This is a genomic window from Flavobacterium stagni, assembly GCF_004122105.1.
In the GTDB taxonomy this organism is placed as follows: domain Bacteria; phylum Bacteroidota; class Bacteroidia; order Flavobacteriales; family Flavobacteriaceae; genus Flavobacterium; species Flavobacterium stagni.
In genome coordinates, this window is sequence record NZ_SBKN01000004.1 from 259,797 (window position 1) to 284,348 (window position 24,552).

At 40.5% G+C, this 24,552-nt stretch carries 24 protein-coding genes; 11 read left to right on the top strand and 13 right to left on the bottom strand.

The genetic code is table 11. The annotated features are described in order from the left end of the window. Positions 1-110: 110 nt before the first annotated feature. The 5 genes from EQG61_RS08600 to EQG61_RS08620 all read right to left on the bottom strand — a co-directional run bounded on the left by EQG61_RS08600 (position 111) and on the right by EQG61_RS08620 (position 4,291). On the bottom strand, positions 111-464 hold the full coding sequence (locus tag EQG61_RS08600) for an FtsB family cell division protein (protein ID WP_129461515.1): 354 nt from the start codon (positions 462-464) through the stop codon (positions 111-113). A 3-nt stretch (positions 465-467) separates the two neighbouring features. After that, the gene (gene udk / locus EQG61_RS08605) at positions 468-1,076 is read right to left on the bottom strand and encodes a uridine kinase (RefSeq protein ID WP_129461516.1); all 609 of its coding nucleotides are present in this window, start codon (positions 1,074-1,076) and stop codon (positions 468-470) included. A gap of 104 nt (positions 1,077-1,180) precedes the next feature. Continuing rightward, positions 1,181-1,945, bottom strand: coding sequence for a TIGR02757 family protein (locus EQG61_RS08610; protein WP_129461517.1), 765 nt, complete (start codon positions 1,943-1,945; stop codon positions 1,181-1,183). Next, positions 1,923-3,632 carry an LIC_10190 family membrane protein gene (locus EQG61_RS08615; protein WP_129461518.1) on the bottom strand — a complete coding sequence of 570 codons (1,710 nt, stop codon included), beginning with the start codon at positions 3,630-3,632 and terminating at the stop codon, positions 1,923-1,925. The genes EQG61_RS08610 and EQG61_RS08615 overlap by 23 nt, the downstream gene beginning before the upstream one ends. A 2-nt stretch (positions 3,633-3,634) precedes the next feature. After that, positions 3,635-4,291 (bottom strand): ABC transporter ATP-binding protein, encoded by a 657-nt coding sequence (locus EQG61_RS08620; RefSeq protein WP_129461519.1) that lies wholly within the window; start codon positions 4,289-4,291, stop codon positions 3,635-3,637. A 149-nt stretch (positions 4,292-4,440) separates the two neighbouring features. Between EQG61_RS08620 and folE the strand changes: the two genes are divergently transcribed. Further along, on the top strand, positions 4,441-5,112 hold the full coding sequence (gene folE / locus EQG61_RS08625; RefSeq protein ID WP_129461520.1) for a GTP cyclohydrolase I FolE: 672 nt from the start codon (positions 4,441-4,443) through the stop codon (positions 5,110-5,112). A gap of 20 nt (positions 5,113-5,132) precedes the next feature. On the opposite strand, the gene EQG61_RS08630 is transcribed toward folE, so the two are convergent. The 6 genes from EQG61_RS08630 to EQG61_RS08655 all read right to left on the bottom strand — a co-directional run bounded on the left by EQG61_RS08630 (position 5,133) and on the right by EQG61_RS08655 (position 10,742). Beyond that, on the bottom strand, positions 5,133-5,450 hold the full coding sequence (locus EQG61_RS08630; protein WP_129461521.1) for a DUF6787 family protein: 318 nt from the start codon (positions 5,448-5,450) through the stop codon (positions 5,133-5,135). A 17-nt stretch (positions 5,451-5,467) separates the two neighbouring features. Then, positions 5,468-5,899, bottom strand: coding sequence for a DUF6146 family protein (locus EQG61_RS08635; protein WP_129461522.1), 432 nt, complete (start codon positions 5,897-5,899; stop codon positions 5,468-5,470). Between the two features lie 89 nt (positions 5,900-5,988). Continuing rightward, complete coding sequence (locus EQG61_RS08640; protein ID WP_129461523.1) at positions 5,989-6,945, bottom strand: D-2-hydroxyacid dehydrogenase; 957 nt, start codon at positions 6,943-6,945, stop codon at positions 5,989-5,991. Positions 6,946-7,043: 98 nt separating this feature from the next. Beyond that, the gene (gene serC / locus EQG61_RS08645; RefSeq protein ID WP_129461524.1) at positions 7,044-8,114 is read right to left on the bottom strand and encodes a 3-phosphoserine/phosphohydroxythreonine transaminase; all 1,071 of its coding nucleotides are present in this window, start codon (positions 8,112-8,114) and stop codon (positions 7,044-7,046) included. A 138-nt stretch (positions 8,115-8,252) separates the two neighbouring features. Next, positions 8,253-9,650: a T9SS type A sorting domain-containing protein gene (locus tag EQG61_RS08650; protein ID WP_129461525.1), complete on the bottom strand. Its 1,398-nt coding sequence runs from the start codon at positions 9,648-9,650 to the stop codon at positions 8,253-8,255. 33 nt (positions 9,651-9,683) lie between these two features. Continuing rightward, positions 9,684-10,742 carry an acyl-CoA reductase gene (locus EQG61_RS08655; protein ID WP_129461526.1) on the bottom strand — a complete coding sequence of 353 codons (1,059 nt, stop codon included), beginning with the start codon at positions 10,740-10,742 and terminating at the stop codon, positions 9,684-9,686. A gap of 60 nt (positions 10,743-10,802) precedes the next feature. On the opposite strand from EQG61_RS08655, the gene EQG61_RS08660 reads away from it, so the two are divergent. From EQG61_RS08660 to EQG61_RS08705, 10 genes are all read left to right on the top strand, one after another. Then, positions 10,803-11,153 (top strand): 4Fe-4S dicluster domain-containing protein, encoded by a 351-nt coding sequence (locus EQG61_RS08660; protein WP_129461527.1) that lies wholly within the window; start codon positions 10,803-10,805, stop codon positions 11,151-11,153. A gap of 122 nt (positions 11,154-11,275) precedes the next feature. Then, a complete protein-coding gene (locus EQG61_RS08665) occupies positions 11,276-12,445 on the top strand; it encodes a hypothetical protein (RefSeq protein WP_129461528.1) in 1,170 nt (389 codons plus the stop codon). Between the two features lie 61 nt (positions 12,446-12,506). Beyond that, positions 12,507-13,601: a redox-regulated ATPase YchF gene (ychF, locus tag EQG61_RS08670; protein WP_129461529.1), complete on the top strand. Its 1,095-nt coding sequence runs from the start codon at positions 12,507-12,509 to the stop codon at positions 13,599-13,601. 348 nt (positions 13,602-13,949) lie between these two features. Then, positions 13,950-15,092, top strand: a complete 1,143-nt coding sequence (locus EQG61_RS08675; protein ID WP_129461530.1) for an FIST signal transduction protein — start codon at positions 13,950-13,952, stop codon at positions 15,090-15,092. Between the two features lie 6 nt (positions 15,093-15,098). Beyond that, positions 15,099-16,610 (top strand): response regulator, encoded by a 1,512-nt coding sequence (locus tag EQG61_RS08680; protein ID WP_129461531.1) that lies wholly within the window; start codon positions 15,099-15,101, stop codon positions 16,608-16,610. Between the two features lie 35 nt (positions 16,611-16,645). Beyond that, positions 16,646-17,617 (top strand): transglutaminase domain-containing protein, encoded by a 972-nt coding sequence (locus tag EQG61_RS08685; protein ID WP_164974916.1) that lies wholly within the window; start codon positions 16,646-16,648, stop codon positions 17,615-17,617. Positions 17,618-17,740: 123 nt separating this feature from the next. Continuing rightward, positions 17,741-19,594, top strand: a complete 1,854-nt coding sequence (locus tag EQG61_RS08690; RefSeq protein WP_129461533.1) for a DNA topoisomerase IV subunit B — start codon at positions 17,741-17,743, stop codon at positions 19,592-19,594. 151 nt (positions 19,595-19,745) lie between these two features. Further along, positions 19,746-22,466, top strand: coding sequence for a DNA gyrase/topoisomerase IV subunit A (locus EQG61_RS08695; protein WP_129461534.1), 2,721 nt, complete (start codon positions 19,746-19,748; stop codon positions 22,464-22,466). A 123-nt stretch (positions 22,467-22,589) separates the two neighbouring features. Then, the gene (locus EQG61_RS08700) at positions 22,590-22,832 is read left to right on the top strand and encodes a type II toxin-antitoxin system ParD family antitoxin (protein WP_129461535.1); all 243 of its coding nucleotides are present in this window, start codon (positions 22,590-22,592) and stop codon (positions 22,830-22,832) included. Next, the gene (locus tag EQG61_RS08705) at positions 22,829-23,125 is read left to right on the top strand and encodes a type II toxin-antitoxin system RelE/ParE family toxin (RefSeq protein WP_129461536.1); all 297 of its coding nucleotides are present in this window, start codon (positions 22,829-22,831) and stop codon (positions 23,123-23,125) included. The genes EQG61_RS08700 and EQG61_RS08705 overlap by 4 nt, the downstream gene beginning before the upstream one ends. Positions 23,126-23,257: 132 nt before the next feature. Here the strand turns inward: EQG61_RS08705 and EQG61_RS08710 are convergent, their stop codons facing one another. Together EQG61_RS08710 and EQG61_RS08715 are read right to left on the bottom strand one after the other, a co-directional pair. Beyond that, entirely contained in the window at positions 23,258-24,109 is an 852-nt protein-coding gene (locus EQG61_RS08710) for a TerC family protein (RefSeq protein ID WP_129461537.1), read from the bottom strand. Between the two features lie 36 nt (positions 24,110-24,145). Then, positions 24,146-24,526 carry a DNA topoisomerase IV gene (locus EQG61_RS08715; RefSeq protein WP_129461538.1) on the bottom strand — a complete coding sequence of 127 codons (381 nt, stop codon included), beginning with the start codon at positions 24,524-24,526 and terminating at the stop codon, positions 24,146-24,148. Positions 24,527-24,552 lie beyond the last annotated feature (26 nt).

The following is a 24,552-nucleotide window of genomic DNA, read 5'->3' on the forward strand; positions in this document are numbered from 1 at the left end:
ATTTTAAATTGATTTCTAGTTTACAGTCGGCCGTCTAGCCCCGATGGAAGCTAACTACCCTGCCGACAGGCATGTAGTGCGTACAGCGGGAATGACGATTATTTCAAGTACTAAAGTTTCGCTCCTTCAATACTGTCTTTCTTACGATCTTCTTCGATATCAATGATGTAGATATCTTCACTGTCGCGTTTCATGTAATATTTTTCACGGGCATACCGTTCGATATAGCCCGGGTAATTCATTTCTTTGATGCTTTTTTCGTCTTTGGTAATCTCCTCTTGGTAATATTCTTTATTGCTTTCCAATTCGTCAATTTCTTTGTCGAGAATGCGATGGTCGAAATAGGAATAATTATCTAAAAAAAGCATCCAAACAATGAAGAAAATCAAAACCAAAGTGTACCGACTGCCTAAGAATCTCAGGAAGGGATAGTTTGCAACAAGGTTTTGATACCAATTCTTCATGGGTTAGGCGATACGTTGGTTAATCACCGCGCGCACCACATCGATGGCTACGGTATTGTATTTGTCATTCGGGATGATAATATCGGCAAAGGCTTTTGTGGGTTCGATGAACTGCTGGTGCATCGGTTTTAGGGTCGTTTGATAACGGTTCAACACTTCTTCCATATCGCGACCGCGTTCGGCTATGTCTCGCTTTAATCGACGAATTAAACGTTCGTCTGAGTCGGCATGAACAAAGACTTTGACGTCAAACATATCGCGTAAATCCGGATTGTTGAATATCAAAATACCTTCTACGATCATTACTTTTCGCGGATGCGTGATCACGGTATCGTCAGTGCGGTTGTGTGTGACAAAAGAATACACAGGTTGTTCGATGGTTTTACCCTCTTTTAGATCTTTCAAATGCTGCACCAAAAGGTCAAAGTCAATCGCACGAGGATGATCAAAATTAATCATACTGCGCTCTTCATAACTCAAATGGGGGTTGTGTTTGTAATAGGAGTCTTGTGAAATGATTCCCACTTCCGTCTGAGGAAGTTCGTTCATAATTTGGTGTACCACCGTTGTTTTTCCGGATCCAGTACCTCCGGCAATTCCAATAATCAGCATTTGTGTTGTTTTCAATTTATTCTAAACACAAAAGTAGCAATTTTAGTTCGATTCTAACGAACCCCTTGCAGACAAAAGTTGCAAAATTACTATCGTTCGTAGGCTTAGAATTTTTCAAAAACACCCAAGCCAAAGAGGGCAAAATCATATTTCACCGGATCGTTTGGATCCAAATGGCGTAAGGCAGTATCCAATTCCCATAGCGCTTTGGCATCGTTTTGCTTGCGCGAAAGGAGTCCGAGCTTACGCGCCACATTTCCAGAATGTACATCCAGCGGACAGGAGAGTTTGTGCATCGGAATGTTTTTCCAAATGCCTAAATCCACGCCTTTATTATCCTTGCGGGCCATCCAACGCAAATACATATTGATGCGTTTGGCGGCTGAATTGTTCAATGGATCAGAAATGTGCTTGTGGGTGCGTTCTTGATGGTCGATTTCAAAAAATATTTTTTTAAACGCACTGATCGCGGGCTGCATGGAGTGTTCGGATTGGTGTTGTTCAAAAACAGCTTCCATTCCGCCATGATTTTGGTATATATGACGAAGTCCTTTTAGGAAGGTCTTCAAATCACTAGCGTTGAATGTGCGGTGCACAAAATCATCGAGTTTGTCAAGGTCGGATTCCCGATGCGACATCACAAAATCATAAGGAGAATTACCCATGCGATCGATGATTTTATGAGCCGAATTGATAATCATTTTCCGATTGCCCCAAGCAATAGTCGCAGCCAAGAAGCCCGCAATTTCGATGTCTTCCTTTTGGGTAAAAAGATGTGGTATTTGGATGGGATCGGATTCGATAAAATCAGGACGGTTGTACAATTCCGCCTTTTCATTTAAAAAATCACGGAGTTCGTTTTGCGTCATGGGGAAGTTTTTTGGAATAAAATCCGTCTTTTAAATCGGTACTGCGTTGTTGGGGAATCAAATGAAAATAGGTTTTGAAATACTCCACTTGGTCTTTGTTAACCGTAGGAAGCGGACCGTTGTAGGTTCCCCAGAAAAAGTCGTGGTTGATCGGACTGTAGTACTCCAAATTGCCTTCGCTTACTTTTTCGAATGTCATGTCGTATTTCGAGTTAGCATGCGGGGAAATGATGTATTCGGATTCGAAATGACTCAGTGCCAACATGAATTTATAGTTGGAAAACCGGTTTAAATTCACAGGCACAAATACGAAAACCAGTAGCGGAATGGCACTAATAAGCAGCAACGTGTGAATTGTTTTTCTTTTGTAAAAGAATAAACTCACTCCCAAGCAACCCAACCATAAGATGCCGTTCATGAAAAAGCGGTATTGGGGCGAAGTAGCAAACAATAGTCCCATTTGAATTAGTAAAACAAAGTACAAAACACGGTAAGCTTTTTCTTTGATTTTAAGGAAGAAAACGGGTGCAATTAGCAACAATGCAATCCCCAATTTGTTGAACAATCCATTCATTTTTGGGAGTTGGAGCCAACGAAGAAACAACTCCCATTTGGAAAAGGAATCGTAATTTTCTGTGGTAAGGAAATAGCCGTATTTTTTAAGTTCTTCGTAATAAAAATGTTCGATTTCAACGGGTAATGAATAGTCGAAATAGTTTCCTGAAAATAGCTTGGAAGGGAAAACGGGAACCCCACAAATGATAAGGTTTTTGGCAACAAATAATCCCAAAGTTAGCGAGCATAATAGAACGATTTTTGGGAAAGATGACTTCAAGGATTTGAAATGCACCACAAACCAATAAGCGGGCAGTAGTGCTAATGTCATTGCCGTGTTTTTTACAAATAAGGTAAACAAAACCAAAAGAGTAAGTTGGATAAAAACTTCGCTACTCGGATTAGCATAATGCTCAACAAATAGAAAGAAAATCACAAAGGTGAGCACATAGACCACCACATCGGGCGAGGGCGCACTGATGAACTGAAATAGGAGCACACTGGTCAACGGAAACAAACCCACGATGAGTTGGTGGCGCTTTCCAGATTCAAAATACTGTTGGAGTTGTTGTACCGAAAAGAAGACGCCGTAAAGCAGGAACAATGCACTTAAATCGTTGAAACGGTCGTAGAGAAACGAGAAGTTCAACGCACTTTGGGCAATATGCCAACCGCTTAATTGACCCAGGAAAAAATGCAAATTGATAAGTCCTTTTACCATGCCGTATTCGTTCAGCCATTTGATGTTTTGCAGGTAATAGGATTCGTTGTCTATGACATAAGGCGCTGAGGCACATTGGGCGAGAATCAAGACTGCGATTCCGATGAAATAGCTTTTTAAAAAGAGATTTAGCGATGTAAATCGGTGAATGGTTTGGCGAATGCCTGTAATCCATTCCGATGAATAGCGCCAAGCGATAATGAGATTCAGCACCAAAAGAATACTATGAAATTCCCAATGCAAGCGTCCAAAGATCGACCAAGTTCCGGCAAAGAAGGTGAGTAGTGCCAAACCCGTGGTGGTTTGCACAATCGGGAGACTTATTTTTAAACGCAATACATGATTTCCTGCTGTACCCCACAAATGAATCGTCCAAGCGATATAGAGCCAAGAAATCAGAATGAGTAACATACTTATGAAATTTTACCGTCAACCATCACCAATTTGCGATCGGCTTGATTGGCTAATTCTTCGTTGTGTGTAACAATGACAAAGGTTTGTCCCAATTCATCGCGCAATTTGAAAAACAATTGGTGCAAGTTATCTGCTGTGGCCGTATCGAGATTTCCCGATGGTTCATCCGCAAAAATCACGGCCGGATTGTTGATTAAGGCACGTGCTACTGCCACGCGTTGTTGCTCTCCACCTGATAACGCAGCGGGTTTGTGGTGCAGGCGTTCGCCTAATCCTAAGTATTCTAGATGTTTTTTAGCTGCGGTTTCTGCTTCCGATTTCGATTTTCCGGCAATAAAAGCGGGAATGCAAACATTTTCCAAGGCTGTGAACTCCGGTAAGAGTTGGTGGAATTGAAAAATGAAACCCAATTTTTGGTTGCGAAAAAGCGATAGTTTTTTGTCGTTTAAATCCAAAATATTCACGCCGTCAATAGCCAGTTCCGAGGTACCTTTGTCGGCTAAATCTAGCGTTCCTAAAATTTGCAAAAGGGTCGTTTTACCTGCCCCTGATGCGCCCACTATAGAAACAATTTCGCCTTTTTGAATGGTCAAATCCACCCCTTTAAGCACGTGCAATTGGTCGTAGTGTTTTTGAATATTTTTGGCTGTAATCATGGGTCACATTTTTTACAAAGAAACAAAGAAAAACGGGAACATTCCAAGTTTGATCGACCAAACTTCTCCACTCTACAGCTATTAAATATTCGTTAAAAACATCTTTTTGTTTAATTGTTACGTATATTTGTTAAACAAAATTTACACTCATGAGCACCGTCACAGAAAAAGAATTATTTGAAATCCTTGGTGATGACCACCAAATGACCGCTGCCGACACCCCTTTACGTCCGGATGCCTTTGTCAAATCGGATGCGGAGAAGATGACGGTAATCGAACACCACTTTGAACAAATCATGGAAGCGCTCGGACTCGATCTTACAGATGATAGTCTACGCGGCACACCCCATCGTGTGGCCAAAATGTTTGTTCAAGAAATTTTTTCAGGCTTACATCCTGACAATAAACCGAAAATTTCTGTTTTTGAAAATTCCTACCACTACGATAAAATGTTGGTGGAAGCCAATATCAATTTCAATTCGACTTGCGAACACCATTTTCTACCCATCATTGGAAAAGCGCATATCGGTTATGTGTCCAACGGGAAAGTGATTGGTTTGTCTAAATTAAACCGTATAGTTGATTATTACGCTCGCCGACCCCAAGTACAAGAGCGTATGGTGATGCAAGTATTCAACGAACTCAAAGAAGTTCTGGATACTGATGATGTCATGGTCGTCATGGAAGCCAAGCATTTGTGTGTGTCCAGTCGTGGAATTAAAGACGAGACAAGTTTTACGTCGACTCTACAATATGGTGGTATTTTTGAAAAGAAAGAATTTAGAGATGATTTCTTCCGCTTGTTAGGAGAAAAACAATAAAGTTAAGGGACTTCGGTTCCTTATTTTTTTTCTAAAAAATCAGCGATGAACCCCAATTTTAAAGCGCGCAACATGTTTTTTTCAAATTGCCAAAAGAATTTAAATTGACCAAAGAGAAAACCTAAAGTGACCAATAAAATTTGATAAATGGGGAAAATGACTAAGAAATACAAAAGCAAATAGAGCGGATAGGCCAAACTCGTTTTTGTAATGCCTAAAAGCGGTAATAATGGTTTGGCAATTAACGCAGAGGACGAACCGGTAAGCGCAAAAACAACGACAATGACAAAATACTGCCAATTAGAGGTTATGTTGTATCGTTCTTTGAAACTTGCCATGGTGCAAAAGTAAGGAATTAAGGGCGTACGTCAAAGGTTCCCAACTTTTGTTTGTAATGCATTTGAAAATAGATGAAATAATTATAAATCAAGTAATTTACCTCATAGCCGTAATGAATATGTGGATCATAATTGATTTGCAATTCATACAGATTGGGATTGTATTGTTGTGGCTGAAGTACTCTACGGTTCCATTCCTGTACCCAAATACGGTTGCGATTTTCTAAAAATTGTTCAGAATAATAGCCCCGACCCCGAGCCGTACCATTAACCCAGGAGTTGAATCCAGGTTCGATAATAATTACTTCATATTCAAGCGAATCATTGGCAATCCGAATCGTGTCTTCTTTTTGAGCTACTTCATGACGATCCTGACTGGCTGTACGCGCCGGACTAGCACAAGCCCAAATGGCGATGATCAATATCCCTGCAAGTACACACTTTTTCATGTTTTAAAAATAATAAAAAGTAGGCTAACTCCTTGATAATAATTCGGTTTTAACAAAAAAATAAGCACCCGTTAGAGTGCTTATTGATCTTATTTTTTTCCTAAGAGTCCGATAATCTGTTCGGCCAATTCAGTTCCAATTCGGTCTTGTGCTTCCAATGTCGCCGCGCCAATATGAGGCGTAAGCGAAATTTTGGGATGCATCAAGATTTGAATTTCAGGTTGAGGTTCTTTTTCAAAAACATCCAAACCGGCAAAAGCTATTTTTTCATTGTCTAAGGCCTCAACCAATGCCACTTCATTAATCACACCGCCACGGGCACAGTTCACAATACCCGCTCCGTCTTTCATGAGCGCCAATTCCTCCGCATCAATAATGTATTTTTCTTGCGAGGGAACGTGAAGCGTAATAAAATCAGAATGTTTCAATACATCGTGAAGCGGTTCAGTTAAAATCTCCACATCAATAAATTGTCCGTTATAGAATTCAACTCGAATCGAAGCTTTATCAATAAAACTATCGGCAGCAATTACGCGCATACCCAAGCCCAACGCCATTTTAGCGACTGCTTGACCAATACGACCAAATCCAATGATTCCCAGAGTTTTACCGCGTAATTCCGTTCCATTTGCATAGGCTTTTTTCAAACCGTCAAAATTAGAATCGCCTTCCAATGGCATGTTGCGGTTGGCATCGTGCAAGAAGCGAACACCCGAAAACAAGTGTGCAAACACTAATTCCGCTACACTTTCCGACGAAGAGGCCGGTGTGTTAATCACATGAATGCCTTTACTACGGGCATATTCCACATCAATATTGTCCATTCCAACTCCACCGCGACCGATGATTTTGAGTCCAGGACAAGCATCGATAATATCTTTACGAATCTTAGTGGCACTGCGCACCAACACCACTTCAATTCCTTTTTCGTTGATGTAATTCGCCACTTGCTCTTGAGCCACTTTCGTCGTAATCACTTCATATCCGCCTTTTTCCAAGGCTGCAATTCCACTTTTGGAAATGCCATCATTTGCTAAAACTTTCATTTTTTATTTTTTTTATGGAGCTGTTCCGGCTATCCGCTTTATCTTTTATTCCGCTGACGCTTCATAAAAGGATACCGCTGCTATCCGGGCTAGTCCGTTTAAATCGAACGCTCCAATTCTTGCATTGCGTTTACTAATACTTGAACACTTTCCAACGGCAAAGCGTTGTACATCGAGGCGCGGTAACCACCCACCGAACGGTGACCGTTCAATCCCGAAATTCCCGCTGCTTTCCATAAGGCATCAAATTTTTCGGTTTGTGCAGCATCTTTGAGAAGGAAAGTAGCATTCATCACACTGCGATCCTCCACTGCGGCCGTACCTTCAAACAACGGATTGCGATCGATTTCAGCATACAACAACGCTGCTTTTGCGGCGTTTATTTGCTCAATTCCTGCGATTCCGCCTTGTTTTTTTAACCATTGCAAAGTTAGTAAAGACGCATAAACTGGAAAAACTGCAGGCGTATTATACATGCTTTCGGCCTTAATTTGTTTTTGGTAGTCCATCATGCTCGGTAGTGTGCGACCTGTTTTTCCTAATAATTCTTCTTTGATCACGACTAAGGTTGTCCCAGCCGGACCCATGTTTTTCTGTGCGCCGGCATAAATTAGAGCAAATTGTGAGAAATCAAGTTGGCGTGAAAAGATGTCCGAACTCATATCACAAATCACAGGAACATCCGTTTTCGGAAATGATTTCATTTGGGTGCCAAATATGGTGTTGTTGCTCGTGCAGTGGAAATAATCAGCATCTGCTGGAATCGTGTAGTCTTTGGGAATATAATTGAAATTAGCCGCTTTTGACGAAGCAACCACTTCCGTTTCACCAAATAATTGCGCTTCTTTTATCGCATTGGAAGCCCAAGTTCCGGTTTCCAAATAGGCCGCTTTTCCGCCTACTTTCATGTAGTTGTAGGGAACACGTAAAAATTCCATGCTGGCACCTCCTTGTAAAAAGAGCACTTGATAGCCTTTGCCTTCCAATCCTAATAATTCAAGCACTAAGGCACGCGCTTCTTCCATCACCGCGATAAAGTCTTTACTACGGTGCGAAATTTCTAGAATCGACAATCCCGATTGGTTAAAATCCAAAAGGGCTTGTGCGGATTGTTCAAAAACTTCTTGAGGTAAAATGCACGGACCCGCGCTGTAATTGTGTTTTTTCATAATTAAATTCCGAATAAATTCATTGTTGTGTTGTCATTCGGGTGCAAATTTCAACATTACATGAGAGATATCCGAAATTCGTAAATTCGATTCCATTCCGACTTATCAACTAAAACGTTATAGTTAATAAGTAGTTTATTAGTTTTTTAAGAATTTTGTTGTGAAAATCTTACCGTTTTCGTCAGTTGCTTGTAAAATATACATTCCGTTTTCCAAGTGAGTAATAGGAATTCTACCATTTTCAGTAGAAAATGCTAACGATTTACCGCTTACATCAAAAAGTGCCAATTTTTGGTAATTAAAATCAGCCGTTATTTGAATGTATTCATGAGCTGGATTGGGAGCGATATTCAAAGTAGCTGTTAAAAATGTAGGATTTCCCAAACTTGAAAAGGGAACGTAATACGCTTTACCATCATAAGGACCAGGGTTGTTTTCTTGGGGCGATCCAATCGCTAAACCCGTATTGTTCATAGCAATAACGCTTCCAAAGGCATCATCTTGTAAATCGGGGCCTTGGCCATATAGCGTCAAAGTGAGATTCCAAGTATTGTTTGCATATTGATAGAATCGTAATGGAAATTTACGCTCCATTTGTAATACATAATTATTCGTCCCAATAGCCATAAAATCGCCCTCAATTTTCATGACATTGACCATAGAATCGCCGTAATTTAGATTCATAGTAGCTGAATTGGTCCACATCGAACCATCGTGAACAAAACGTGTTAGATAATTGTCCGAGTAATCATTGGTTAAGACGAGAAGGTTGTCATTATGGAATGCAAAGTCTTTGATCACATTGGCGGAAGTATTCGTAAAGTTGAATGCCGTATTCTCTATCCAAGAATTTCCGTTCCAATCATAAGCCTTCAACGATTGAAAGTCACCTGAGGTGTAATATAAATTCCCGTTTCCAATATAAATTCGATTGTTATGTGTCCAAATCTTGCTCCCAAAATACGGTGTTCCAGGTGCTGTTATTTGTTGTACGAATGTATAAGCTGTTCCATTGAATTGGTAAACATACACCGAACCAGCATTGCCGCTTAAACTGGTAACCTGACTCACGAATAAAAAATTACCCAAAAGATGAATGTTTTTTCCAAATTGATCCTCAGCCGCCGGATTGGGTGCCGTAAGGGTTTGGACTAAGGTGCCTGGTGTTGAATTTTCAAAAACGTAGACACTTCCAGAGTTCGCCACCGACCCATCTTTACCCGGTGCTCCTGCCACAACAAAGTTTTGATTCACATCTAAACTATAAGCAAAATCGTCTTCCGCTGTCAAGGTTGGAACTTCATAAAAATTGGTTTGTACTGCGTTCCCTGATGTATAATCAAATCGGTAAATCGCACCTTTTTGTGCATTAAATGAGGTGTTTTGAGTAGTCGCAAACAAATGGTTGTTGTCATCCAAGGCGACTCGCTTACCAAAGGCATTACCAGAAAACCCTGAGGAAGGGTATACGGGTGTTAAGGTTTGGGAATTAGTGATTAAAGAAATAAAAGCGAATACAAATACGAGTGGCTTCATACAATTACATTTTTATGTAAATGTAGAAAATTTTTAAATCGATTTTAAAAAATCCAAGGTATTTACATGATCGGCATAGTCCCAAAGTTCGGGGCGTTGCGTTTTTCCAAACGGAATGCTGTTGGGGATAAGTTCGTTGGATACGATGCATTGCAACTGATCGGCCTCTTCCGAAAGTCGTTTTTTTACATCGTCCAAATGCGAGTAGTATTCATAAAAAACAGACGAAATGGGAGAGGCATAACCCGAATCTTCTTTAATAGTTAAAAATCCATTATCCAAAATAGGAAACAAGCTCATTAAATAAACGGCTTTGTTGTAGTCGTAGTTATTGGCATATTTGTCGTACTGGATCAAATCATTATAGGTGTACATCGCTTCAAAAAAAGTAGCAAAGGAATAGCCTTCGGGAACAAAAAGTTTGGATACATTACGACAGCCCAATCCAAAATAACGGAAAATATCTTCGCCCAACTGAATCAAGTCTTCTTTGGATTCTGTTCCATCCAAAACCGCCACCGAATTTCGGTTTTTACGAATAATGGACGGTTTGTCTTTGAAATAATACTCAAAATAACGGGCCGTATTGTTGCTTCCCGTGGCGATTACAGCTTCAAAACCTTCTAATTTCCCTTCCGTAAACGTGATACAATTTTGAAATTCGGGTTGGCAAGCAATCAGATATTCCACTAAAAAAGGAACCATTTTTTGATCGTTGGATGAGGTTTTTACCAAAGCGTGATGCCCCGAAACCAAAACACTCAGTACATCATGAAAACCCACAAGCGGAATGTTACCGGCTAATACTAATCCAATTGTTTTGGGTGAAGTTTCTGAAAAATCATAGCCTTCCAACCAGGTGTCTAGATTACTTTTCGTCAATGCTGCTGCCCAGGATTGTACCGCAAATCGCATTTGTTCGGGGGTAAACCAACCGTTGTAGTGTTGCGCCGTTTCGATATGACCTAACATGCGGTCAAAAAACAAATCGTTGTGTAATACCGCCGAATTTTTGATGGGTTGTTCAGTTCCAAATTGCTGTAAAAACTGACCCAATTGCAGTAAAGCGGTTTTTTTATCGATTTGTAACATAGGTTGCTTGTGTATGAAGGGTATTGATTGTAAATTTGCGCAAAATTAATAAATTTCGCTATGGCAATCATTATAACTGACGAATGTATTAACTGCGGAGCGTGTGAACCTGAATGTCCGAACACGGCAATCTACGAAGGTGCTGACGATTGGCGGTACAAAGACGGAACTAAATTACGTGGAAAAATCGTTTTACCCGACGGAACAGAAGTCGATGCCGATGCGCCTCAGAAACCCATCTCAGACGATTTGTATTACATCGTTCCGGGTAAATGTACCGAATGTAAAGGGTTTCACGAAGAACCTCAATGTGCGGCTGTTTGTCCCGTTGACTGTTGTATCCCCGATGATAATCATGTGGAAAGCGAAGAGACGTTGTTGAATCGTCAAGCTTTTTTACATAACGAATAAGCAAAATTTTAGCTTAAAACACCAAACACCTGACGTAATTCAGGTGTTTTTTTGTGTTTTTTCTGTACGGTTTTAACATTTGTAATGGAATTTTCTTAAATTTGGGTCAAACCCCTAACGCCATGAGAAGATTACTGCTACTAATGTTGGTCTTCCATTTCTCGTTAACCAACGCCCAACTAGGAGACATTCATTTGATCCTTAAAGACGCTGAAACACTCGCCCCAATCGATGATGTTACCGTCACTGTTTTGCGCACCAAACAAAACCACTTGAGCAATGCTGAAGGCAGGGTTTCGTTTGCCTTAACCGGAGTTTCCAGTATTCAAATTACGCATACGCAATACGAAACACAAACGCTGCGTTCAACCGCTCTCAAAGAAAAAGAGAATGTGGTATTACTGAAAAGTGTGGTCAATACCTTGGACGAAATCATTATTACCAAACAACATCCCCAAAAAATCCTCAAAACCTTAATCGAAAATTCGGTAGCGAAACTCACCACGCCGTGCCGATTAAAAGTCTATTCCCGTGAGTTTTTTAAACGCAATGGGAATTATGTATTTTACAACGATGGCTTGATGAATTTTCAGATTTCTGGGAAAAATAAAGATTTTAAAAATTCCATTTTAGTAGAGCAAAATCGTTCCATCGGTTTGATAGATACCGATGTTCCCAATGATTTGTTGGGCTACGATTTGAACAATATCATGGAGAATTATTACAATTTCAAATACCTCGAACCGTTGTTGGAAGCCCGTGCTAAAAAGGACTACGATTTTGTAATTAAATCCTATACCAAAAACGATAATTATTACCTGATGGTGGTCAATGCGCTCGATCCCGTCAAAGGATTTAAAGACGATTATTCGATTATTTATGATAAAAAGAAAAAAGTAATCATCGAAGTGAGTTCCTCGGTCACCCCCAATTCTGTGGCTAATGCCCATGAGAAAACGGCAGTGGGCGCTCGCAATATGTACAAATCCAATTTTAAAAATAGTTACCGATTTAACGGTGAACATGAATATTACTTACTTTCCTCCCGTGAAGAAATCGGATTTGAACGGGTAGACAAAAAAGAAATTCGCACCGAAATTGAAGTGAGAAACTATTTTGTCACGACCAATTTTAGCCAAAATGAATTTACATTCAAAGAAAGCGAAGTCTTTAAGGATAAGGCTTTGTTTAATTTGAAAGATAAAATTTTAACCGACTATTGGAATGTGTCGGGATTGATACCTACTCCCGAAGAAGAGACGATTATTAAGAGTATTGCCGACGAACCCTAATTCGCTGTTTTGTAAATGGGTTGAATGCCGTATATTTGCGCACTTTTAAAATTCAATTCTAATGAAAGCAGGAATCGTGGGGTTACCCAACGTCGGAAAATCAACTTTATTTAACTGTTTGTCCAATGCGAAAGCGCAGAGTGCCAACTTTCCTTTTTGTACGATCGAACCCAATATTGGTGTGGTAAACGTACCCGATCCACGTTTGGAAAAGTTAGAAGAATTAGTGAATCCCGAACGTGTATTGCCTGCTACCGTTGAAATTGTAGACATCGCTGGATTGGTGAAAGGGGCGAGTAAAGGCGAAGGATTAGGAAATCAATTCTTGGCCAATATTAGAGAATGTAATGCCATCATCCACGTGTTGCGTTGTTTTGATAATGACAATATCGTACACGTTGACGGAAATGTAAATCCGATTCGCGACAAAGAAACCATCGATATTGAATTGCAATTAAAAGACTTGGAAACGGTTGAAAAACGCTTGGAAAAAGTGAACCGTACCGCAAAAGCAGGTCTTAAAGAAGCCGTTTTGGAACAATCGTTGTTGAACCAAATTCGCGATTTGTTATTGCAAGGAAAATCTGCGCGAACGGTTGTCGCACAAAACCAAGACGAAGCCGATTTATTAGAAGCCTTCCAATTAATTACGACCAAACCTGTTTTGTATGTATGTAATGTAGACGAAAGCGCCGCTGTAAACGGTAATCAATATGTAGAGCAAGTTAGAGAATTGGTAAAATCTGAAAATGCAGAAGTGATTGTATTAGCAGTAGCTACCGAAGCCGATATCACTGAATTAGAAACCTATGAAGAACGCCAAATGTTTTTAGAAGACATGGGCTTGGAAGAACCGGGTGTTTCTAAATTGATTCGTGCTGCCTACAAATTATTAGACTTACAAACCTATTTTACAGCCGGTGTCAAAGAAGTTCGCGCTTGGACCATCCACGTAGGTGATACCGCTCCAAAAGCGGCTGGCGTAATTCACACCGATTTTGAAAAAGGTTTTATCCGTGCGGAAGTTATTGCTTATGATGATTATGTAACTTTTGGTTCTGAAGCGAAAGTGAAAGAAGCGGGAAAACTCCGTGTAGAAGGTAAAGAATACATCGTGAAAGATGGCGATGTAATGCATTTTAGATTTAATGTGTAACTTTTCAAGTTAACTACTTATATCAAACACGGCTTCGGTCGTGTTTTTTTATGCGTTCCTTTTTCAGTCATAAAAAAAACTGACTTTTAGTTCATTTTTTTTTATTTTAAATGAACCAGAAAATTGTCATCCAACTGTTTAGTTTTTCTTCATAATGATGTTTTTAGAAAATAGCTAAAATCATACAGTTAGAAAAGATTCATGATTTAAAATCGGAATTTTGATTTGTAGTATTATTTTGTTCTCTTTTGTTTTTCAAAAGAATAGGTGCAACTGAAATATTTGGTTTTTAATAAATAGCATAAGTATTTTTTATATATTTATTGAGAAACAAACAACAACTCTATAATGAAAACGCGCCAAATTTTACTAGACTCCAATTTAGTTAGTAAATGCCTGAATGAAAGTCCGAGTTTTTCCGCTGATAATGCCCATTTGGTACTCGCTTTTGGACAGCGCACATTGCTCGATACGGTCCAACCTTATTCAACCTTACGGCAAATTTACCCAAACGCGACTATCGTAATTTGTTCCTCTTCGGGACAAATTTCGAATCAAGTCCAAATTGAAGAATCCATTGTGGCTACAGCAGTTGAATTTGATAAGGCAAAAATTAAATCGGTTGTCTATGATGTTTTAGATGGTGATTCCATTCAACAGTTAGGTTCGAAAGTGCACGATGAATTGACAGCACCTGATTTGAGAGCGATTTTAGTATTGTCAGAAGGAACGCATGTCAATGGATCGGAATTAATCCAAGTATTAGGGCAACAAACCCAAGGAAAAATTCCATTCTTTGGCGGTTTGGCTGGGGACGAATTTAGTTTTGAAAAAACAGTGGTCGGACTCAATATCGATGCATCTCCGGGTAAAATTGTTGCTGTTGGTTTCTATGGTGAAGGACTAGAATTCGGATTTGCGAGTGAAGGCGGTTGGGCCGATTTTGGTCCGGAGCGCGAAGTAACCCAATCCGATAAAAACGTGTTGTATAAAATTGGCGATCGCTATGCGTTGGATTTATACAAAGAATACCTCGGGAAATATGCCGATGAATTGCCGGGTTCAGCACTTTATTTCCCATTATCTATGAAAGAAACACCCGATGCAGAATCGGTAGTACGAACGATTTTATCAATTGATGAAACACAGAAGTCCATGACTTTCGCAGGAGATTTACCAGTTGGTGCTCGTGTACGCTTAATGCGGGGCAATATGGATCGATTGGTCGATGCAGCAGCAGAAGCGGCCAAACACATTCGGAATAGTTTACCCCATCCTCCCCAAATCGCATTCTTGGTCAGTTGTGTTGGGCGTCGCATCGTTTTGGCTGAACGAATTGAAGAAGAATTAGAAGTAATAAAGAATACATTAGGGAGCGAAACCGTATTGTTCGGATTTTATTCCTATGGCGAAATTTCACCCAATAAACACAAACTAGGATGTGAGTTGCACAATCAAACAATGACCATTGCAACGATGTATGAAGCGTAATTTTTTATGGATAGAACCTTGCTCCACCGCCATTTAAACCGACAGATTGATAAGTATTTATCGGAAAATAATTTAACGAATTCTCCCGAATTGGCCGCTTTTATCGAAGTGATCAATCAAACGTATCTCAATTATGAAAAAGAGGCCGAACTCTTTGAACATTCTACCTTGCTCAATGACCAAGAGTATTTTGAGATCAATAACCGACTCAAAGAGGAATTAGCCAAAAAACAACTCTTTGAAGCCCGTTTAATTGAACTTATACAACAATTAAATGGTGATAGTAAACCGTTGGAAGGAGAGGCCAATCTGCTGAATTTAATTCATATTCTCAACCGTGAAATTGAAATCAAGCACGAATACCAAATGCAACTCAACCAGGCTAAAATTGACGCTGAAAACGCCAATGAAGCCAAGTCGGAGTTTCTTTCGATCATGAGTCATGAGATTCGAACGCCTTTGAACGCGATCATCGGACTCGTGTACATTATGGAAAAAGAGGATTCGTTGGAGAGTTACCGGGAAAATATTGAAGTACTCAAGCTTTCAGCACAAAATCTGTTCTTACTCATAAATGACATCTTAGACTTTAATAAAATTGAAGCCGGGAAAATCGATTTGGAGAAAATTCCCTTTGATTTTAAAAGTTTGGTCCAACAAATTGCCCGTGCACTTCAGGCGCGCGCCAATGAGAACCTGAATAAAATTCGACTGGAAATCGATCCTAATTTTGTGTCCAATGTAGTTAGCGACCCGTTGCGGATGAACCAAATCATCACCAATTTAGTGTCCAATGCCATAAAGTTTACCCAAAAGGGATTGATTACCATTCGGTTGAGTCAGTTGGACGTAACCGGCGGCATTTCGACATTTAAAGTGGAAGTAATCGACACGGGGATTGGTATCGATAAAGCACAATTTACCTCTATTTTTGAAAAGTTTTCCCAAGCCGAAACCCGCACGTCTCGCCAGTTTGGGGGAACGGGGCTCGGACTTGTAATCACCAAACGTTTGTTGCATTTGTTTGACTCGGATATCGCCTTTGAAAGTAAGTTGGGCTTCGGAACTAATTTTTATTTTACCCTCAGCTTACCCGTTGATTCCCAAACCGCCACAGCCCATTTGCACGATGACGGTCAAACCGAAGTGATGTTAAATGGATTGCAAGTTTTATTGGTGGAAGACAACAAAATCAACATCAAAATTGCGGAAAAAATCATGAGTCATTGGGGTGTACAGGTCGAAGTGGCAGAAAACGGCTTAATCGGTGTACAAATGCATGAAAAAGGGAATTATGATGTGATTTTAATGGATTTGTCTATGCCCGTGATGGATGGCTATGAGGCCACTCGTATCATTCGTGAAACAGACACACAAATTCCCATTATTGCCTTGACGGCTTCGGCATCGTATGGCTATTTGGAACGTGCCCTTGAAATCGGAATCAATGAATACATTATCAAACCTTTTAACCCGAAAGAATTGAATTTGAAGTTGAAAAAGTTTAGTAAAAAATAGAATTTACTATTTTTATAAACTTAAATTTTAAGCGATTGAAGCCTTTAGTTTTAATTTTCTTTCTTTCTTTATTTTCCTTTGCACAAAATCGTACAGATGAAGAAATAGATAATTTGGTTTTTCAATACCCAAATCGATTTTCATCTACTGAAGAATTAGCACAAAAAATAAAAATTGATTTTCAAACCGAATATGAAAGAGCCCGAGCTATTTATGTTTGGGTTACTTCACATGTGCGCTATGATGTCAAAAGATATTTAAAACCAAAAAAAGAAAAACCAATTCGATGTACCACAAAAGACGAATGTGAAAGGGAAAACCAAAAACGTAAAGACGCCATAATTGATCGCGCTTTTCGGAAAAATTTAGCCATTTGTTCGGGATATTCCTATTTGTATCAGCGGATTGCACAACAAGCTGGTTTAGTTGTCAATGTTGAGGTTGGTGATGCACGCAATAATAAATTTGATATCGGAAGGCGAAGAATAGCTATTTCACATGCTTGGAATACCGTTTATGTCAATGGAAATTGGATTTTGTTGGATGCCACTTGGGGTGCAGGTTATGTTGATTCAGGTGAACAAAAATTTTATTCAAAATACAATTCCTTTTATTTTAATACAAAACCAACACTTTTTTTCAATGAACATTATCCTGAAAATGGCGAATGGATGGGAACTCCAATAAATAAAAGGGACTATTTAAATCGAGTTATGGTTCCCGTAAATGAAATGACACAAACGTTTTATATTGCAGAACCTCAAACCGGTGTGATTCAACGTAAATTGGGTGAAAAAGTAAAATTTGTAATCTACGATTTGCCCGTATTCAGTTCGCTCTCCTACTCTTTAAAAAAGGAGGGAGAGTACAGCTATCCGGAAGTTCATAAAATAGGTGAAAATTGTATTGAATTCGAAATTATTATTGATCGAAATATCGGTCGGTTTTTGCATATATTTATTGATGATGTACACTTAGCCACTTACAAAATTCAAATGCACAGATAAGCTAAAATGACACCTTATTAGTGTAAAAACCTGTCAAAAACATTTTTAATAACTTTCCTTTTTTTGCCTTCCAAAACCGCCTCGGAAACCTTATATTAGCTGAAAATCGTTACGTTTTGGATTATGGCTGAACAGGTGCAATATAATGAAGATAATATACGCTCACTCGACTGGAAAGAACACATCCGGATGCGTCCGGGGATGTACATCGGAAAGTTAGGTGACGGTTCTTCGCCCGATGATGGTATTTATATCCTAGTCAAAGAGGTCATTGATAACTGTATCGACGAATTTGTTATGGGTACAGGAAAAACCATCGAGGTAACCATCAAAGATAAATTAGTGACCGTTCGCGATTATGGTCGTGGTATCCCACTAGGGAAAGTGGTGGATGTAGTGTCCAAAATGAATACCGGTGGAAAATACGATTCCAAAGCCTTCAAAAAATCAGTGGGTTTAAATGGAGTCGGTACCAAAGCCGTGAATGCGTTGTCCAACTTTTTCCGTGTGGAATCGGTTCGGGATAACCAACAAAAAGCAGCTGAATTCTCAGCAGGGAATTTAACTGTGGAAGAAGATATTCAAGAATCGACCAAACGCCGCGGTACCAAAGTCTCGTTTATCGCCGACGATACTATTTTCAAAAACTACAAATACCGCAACGAATATGTGGTGCGGATGTTGAAAAACTACTGCTACCTTAATACCGGTTTGACGATTTATTTCAATGGCGAAAAATACTATTCCGATTACGGTTTAAAGGATTTATTACAAGAAACCATCACGGAAGAAGATTCGGTATATCCGATTATCCATTTGGTGGGTGATGATATCGAATTTGCCCTTACCCATAGTAAAACGCAATACTCGGAGGAATACCACTCATTTGTCAACGGACAAAATACCACCCAAGGAGGAACGCACTTGAACGCTTTCCGCGAATCGGTGGTGAAAACGATACGGGATTTTTACAATAAAAACTTCGAAGCGTCGGATATTCGTAAGTCGATTGTAGCGGCCGTTTCGGTGAAAGTCGAAGAGCCCGTTTTTGAGTCCCAAACCAAAACCAAATTAGGTTCCACTGATATCGGTCCCGATGGTCCTTCCATTCGAACTTTCATCAACGACTTTGTGTCGACCAAATTGGATAATTATTTGCATAAAAATCCAGAAGCGGCCGAAGCGTTATTGAAAAAGATATTGCAAGCGGAACGCGAACGCAAAGAACTGTCGGGCATCCGTAAGTTAGCCCGCGACCGTGCGAAGAAAGCGAGTTTGCACAATAAAAAACTCCGCGATTGCCGCATTCACCTTACCGATTCCAAAAATGAACGCTGCCTCGAAAGTACCTTGTTCATCACAGAGGGGGACTCGGCTTCGGGTTCGATCACCAAAAGTCGGGACGTGAATACGCAAGCTGTTTTTAGTTTACGTGGGAAGCCGTTGAATTCCTATGGCATGTCCAAAAAGATTGTGTATGAAAATGAGGAGTTCAACTTACTCCAAGCGGCTTTGGATATTGAAGAAGATTACGACAGCTTGCGCTACAACAATATTGTAATCGCCACCGATGCCGACGTCGACGGGATGCACATTCGTTTGTTGTTGATTACATTTTTCTTGCAGTTTTTTCCCGAATTAATCAAAGAAGGGCATTTGTTTATTTTGCAAACGCCACTTTTCCGGGTCCGCAACAAAAAAGAAACCATCTATTGCTACAGCGACGAGGAACGTGTCGCGGCCATTGAAAAGTTAAAACCCAAACCCGAAATCACGCGATTCAAGGGATTAGGTGAAATTTCGCCCGATGAGTTCAAGTATTTCATTGGCGAAGATATCCGACTCGATCCCGTGATGCTGGATAAAGCCACGTCGATTGAAACGTTATTGGAGTTTTATATGGGCAAAAACACCCCAGACCGCCAAGATTTCATTATCAATAATTTGAAGGTGGAGTTGGATGTGTTGGAGAATTAAGCTTCTGAGTTACTAAGTTTCTGAGTAGCTGAGCGAGAGGTTGTTAAATGAAAGTAAATATAATTAGAAGCGCGAAGTCGTAGTAGTGATTAAAGTATTGGACGAGGTTCAAACTCAGTGACACAGCGGCTTAGCGTCTTAGCAGCTAAATATGAGAGACGAAGAAGAGGATATCGTTCCCAATGAAGATGGATCGCAAGACGATTCAGGTAACGATACACCGCAAGAGCACACGGAAGAAGGTTTTGACGACGTAATTCGTCCCGCTTCTGGCAGTCATTTTTACGAAAACAACGAAAATCCGGAAGATACCATTACCAAAGTAACCGGTATGTACAAGGATTGGTTCTTGGATTATGCGTCGTATGTAATCCTAGAGCGTGCGGTGCCTGCGATTGAGGATGGATTCAAACCCGTGCAACGTCGTATTATGCACTCCATGAAAGAGTTGGACGACGGTCGCTACAACAAAGTGGCGAATATCGTAGGACATACCATGCAGTACCATCCGCACGGGGATGCGAGTATTGGAGATGCCATCGTGCAAATCGGTCAAAAAGACTTGCTCATCGATATGCAAGGAAACTGGGGGAATATCCTCACCGGTGACGGGGCTGCGGCTTCCCGATATATCGAAGCACGTATTTCCAAATTGGGGCAGGATATTTTGTATTCACCCAAAGTAACCAATTGGCAACTCAGCTATGACGGTCGTAAAAATGAACCGATTCATTTACCCGTAAAGTTTCCGTTATTGCTCGCACAAGGAGCAGAAGGAATTGCGGTGGGTTTGTCGACCAAGATCTTACCGCATAATTTCAACGAACTCATTGACGCCTCCATCAAGGTGTTGAAAGGAAAGTCGTTTACCATTTACCCTGATTTCCCCACAGCGGGTATTGCCGATATGTCCAATTATAATGACGGGATGCGCGGCGGTCGTGTACGCGTTCGTGCCAAAATCTCGCAATTGGATAAGCAAACGTTGGTGATTACTCAAATTCCGTTTTCAACGAATACATCGACCTTGATTGATAGTATTTTGAAAGCGAATGAGAAAGGGAAAATCAAAGTCAAAAAAATTGAAGACAATACGGCTGCAGAAGTAGAGATTCTAATTCATCTACCGCCCGGCGTGTCTCCCGATAAAACCATTGATGCTTTGTATGCGTTCACGGCTTGTGAAACGTCCATTGCGCCACTGGGCTGTGTGATTGTCGATAACAATCCGATATTTATGGGCGTTTCGGAAATGTTGCGCATTTCGACCGAACGCACCAAAAACCTGCTCAAACGCGAGTTGGAAATCCAGTTGGACGAACTCGAAAACAAGTGGCATTTGTCCACTTTGGAGAAGATTTTCATTCGGGAAGAAATGTACATCGATTTCAAATTGTACTCCGATCGCGAAAATTTATACCAGTACTTGTACCAACGATTTGAGCCGTTTAAAAAGGATTTCGTTCGCGATATCCACGACGACGATTTGCAAAAGCTGACGCAGATTCCGATGATTCGTATTACGCGATTTGATTCGGATAAAGCGGATGACGCCATTGCCAAATTGGAAGCTGAAATGGAGCAAGTGAAACACGACTTGGATCATTTGACCGACTATGCTATAGCGTTTTTCCAAAACATCAAAGACAAATACGGCAAAGGGCGGGAACGACAAACGGAAATTCGCAATTTCGATACCATCGAAGCTACGAAAGTGGTGTTGCGCAATACCAAATTGTACGTTAACCGTGAGGAAGGTTTCATCGGTACGAGTTTAAAACGCGATGAATACGTCGCCGATTGCTCGGATATTGATGATGTGATTGTGTTTTTGCGCGATGGGAAAATGATGATTTCCAAAGTGGACGATAAAAAGTTCATCGGGAAAGACATAATCCATGTGGCGGTTTTTGACAAAAACGACAAACGCACCATTTACAATATGATTTACCGCGACGGGAAGAACGGCGCTTCGTTTATCAAACGTTTTAACGTAAGTGGCGTTACTCGCGATAAGTTTTATGACTTAACCCAAGAAAAAGCGGGCAGTATGGTTTTGTATTTCTCTGCGAATCCGAATGGTGAAGCTGAAACCGTGACCATTTTGTTGCGCCAAGTGGGTAGTGTGAAAAAACTGAAATGGGATGTCGACTTTGCCGAAATCATGATTAAGGGTCGGGCCTCCCGCGGTAATACCGTGAGTAAATACCCGATCAAGAAAATTGAATTGAAGGAAAAAGGGATTTCGACGCTCCGTCCGCGTAAAGTATGGTTTGACGATACAGTACAACGCTTGAATGTGGATGGTCGGGGCGAACTCTTGGGCGAATTCAAACCCAACGATCGGTTGTTGATCATCAACCAAAGTGGAAAACTGAAAACAATTATTCCGGAGTTGACGACCCACTTTGACGAAGACATGATCGTATTGGAAAAATGGAATCCGAAGAAACCGATTTCTTGTATTTATTACGATGGCGAAAAAGAACGCTATTTTGTCAAACGTTTCTTGGTAGAAAATGAAAATAAGGAGGAAATCTTTATTTCGGAACACGAGAAATCCCAATTAGAGATTGTCTCTACCGATTGGCGTCCTGTAGCTGAGGTGATTTATGCCAAAGTGAAAGGCGTGCAAAAGGAAAATCAGGTGGTCGATTTGGAGCAATTTATAGCTGTAAAAGGGATTAAAGCGCTCGGCAACCAATTGACGGCTGATAAACTGAAACAAGTGAATCTATTGGATCCGTTGCCGTATGAAGAACCCGAAGAAGAACCGGAAGTAATAGCCCCAACGGAAGGGGAAGAAGGCGAAAACCCTGATATTCCCACCGAATTGGATGACGACGGTCAAATTACCTTGGCTTTAGAATAAAAAAAGAAAACCTGTTCGAAAGAGCAGGTTTTTTTTGTAGGTTTCGAATTGTATGAATACCAAAAAGTAATTTGTTTTTTTTAAACATACCAATTTTTGGTATATTTGGTAAAAAGAAATGCTATGGCCAAAAACACTTCCATATTATTAGGCGATTATTTTGAGAATTTTGTCAATGAAGAAATTGCTTCAGGTCGCTACAGTTCGGTGAGTGAAGTCGTGCGATCCGCACTGCGATTGCTCGAAGTGGAAGAACAAAAAATAAAAAAACTACGATCAGAAATTGAATTAGGTGAAGCCAGTGAAATGATTGCTGATTTTGATGCAGAAGCACATTTGGCCCAACTTCATAAGAAGCATCAATGAAAACCGCCTTTCGGATCAGTGCAAAAGCACGGGAAGATATCGATACTATTTGGCTATATACTTTTGAAAATTGGTCACTTGATCAAGCCAATTATTATTACCGTTTATTGTACCAAGAAATTAAGGCTATCACCACAGCTGTTGACTGCGGTAAAGACATCGGTTTTATCAAACTTGGTTATCGCCAATATAAAGTCAAATCTCATTTGATTATTTATCGCGTTGCCGATGATGGTTGCGTTGAAATTATCCGTGTTTTGCATGAAAGGATGGATATTCCTAATAAAATTTGAGGTTTGCACTTCCTCCGCGTTAGGGATGGGAGCAAGGTACCCTGCCGCAGCCGTGAGGCAAGGCCGGTACCGCGGACAGCCCGGCGGGAACCGCAACGCCCAAAAAAAAGCACCCCGAAAGGTGCTTCTGTATTAATTGGTGATGTCGGTATCTTTGAGTTTTTCGTCTTGAATTTTGTTGTTGTGCAACTGAACGGGTTTGCTGGATTTCCTCATTTTTAAGTTCAGGAATTCCACAAACAAGGAGAAGAAAATCGAGAAGTACAAATAGCCTTTGGGGATGCTGTGGACTTCGTTTTCTCCCAAGAATTTGAATCCGGCGAGGTGCGACCCTTCGGCCAACAACATAACGCCGATCAAGATGAGGAAGGATAAGCCGAGGATTTGAATCGTAGGATGCTCGTTAACGAACTTGGATACGGGTCCGGCGAAAATCATCATGATAATAATCGAAATCACTACGGAGAGAATCATAATGATCAAAGCCGCTTCGCCAAAACCTTTGGGTGCGGGTTCGCTACTCACCAATCCCACAGCCGTCAAGATACTGTCAAACGAGAATACGATATTCAACAAGGCAATTTGGATGATTGCAGCCGACAAACTGTTGGAGGCTTTCCCCGTTTCGCCTTCTTCAGCGCCTTCGAGTTTGTGGTGAATTTCGGTCACCGATTTGTACAAAAGGAACAAACCACCCCCGAAAATAATCAAGCTCTGCCCGGTCACATGTCCCGATAAAAAGCCCCAGTCAAAGTCGTAGATACTTTTCTTCAAGCCCATAACCCAAGTGATTCCGAACAACAGTATGATGCGGAACAACATGGCCAACAGCAATCCGATGCGTCGGGCTTTGGGTTGTTCCTCGGCTTTCAGTTTGCCCGAAACGATGGAAAGAAAGACAATGTTGTCAATCCCCAAAATGATTTCTAAGAAAGTTAAGGTTAGTAAAGCGACGAGCGCATTGGTTGAAAATAAAACTTCCATGGTAATTTGTCGTATAGTTTAAAGTCGGTTTAACGGTTATTGGTCTAATTTTGTTACAGTTCCCGTCTGTTTTTTGATGTCGCCCACAAACGAATATTCCATAATGTACTGATTGTCTTTGGTTTCGACGATACGCATACTAATGGCTTTTTTTTCGTCCCGGTTACGCGGATGTTTTTTCTGAATGATGAGTTCGCAGTCGTTTACCCAACGCACATTAGCGGTGTCGGTGCGACCGTGGTAGGTTTCGATCTGATGCTCGGCGGTGCGCACAAAACGTGTCGTGTCGGTTTTGCCGTTGATGGTTTGCACAAACTCAAACGAACCCGTTGTAAAATCGGTACAGTTGCATTCCGGCATTTTTTGACAAGCCGAAACGGTGAGAAGGAGTAAAAAGAGACAAGTTGTTTTTTTCATATTATTTTTTATTGAGCCCTGCCTGT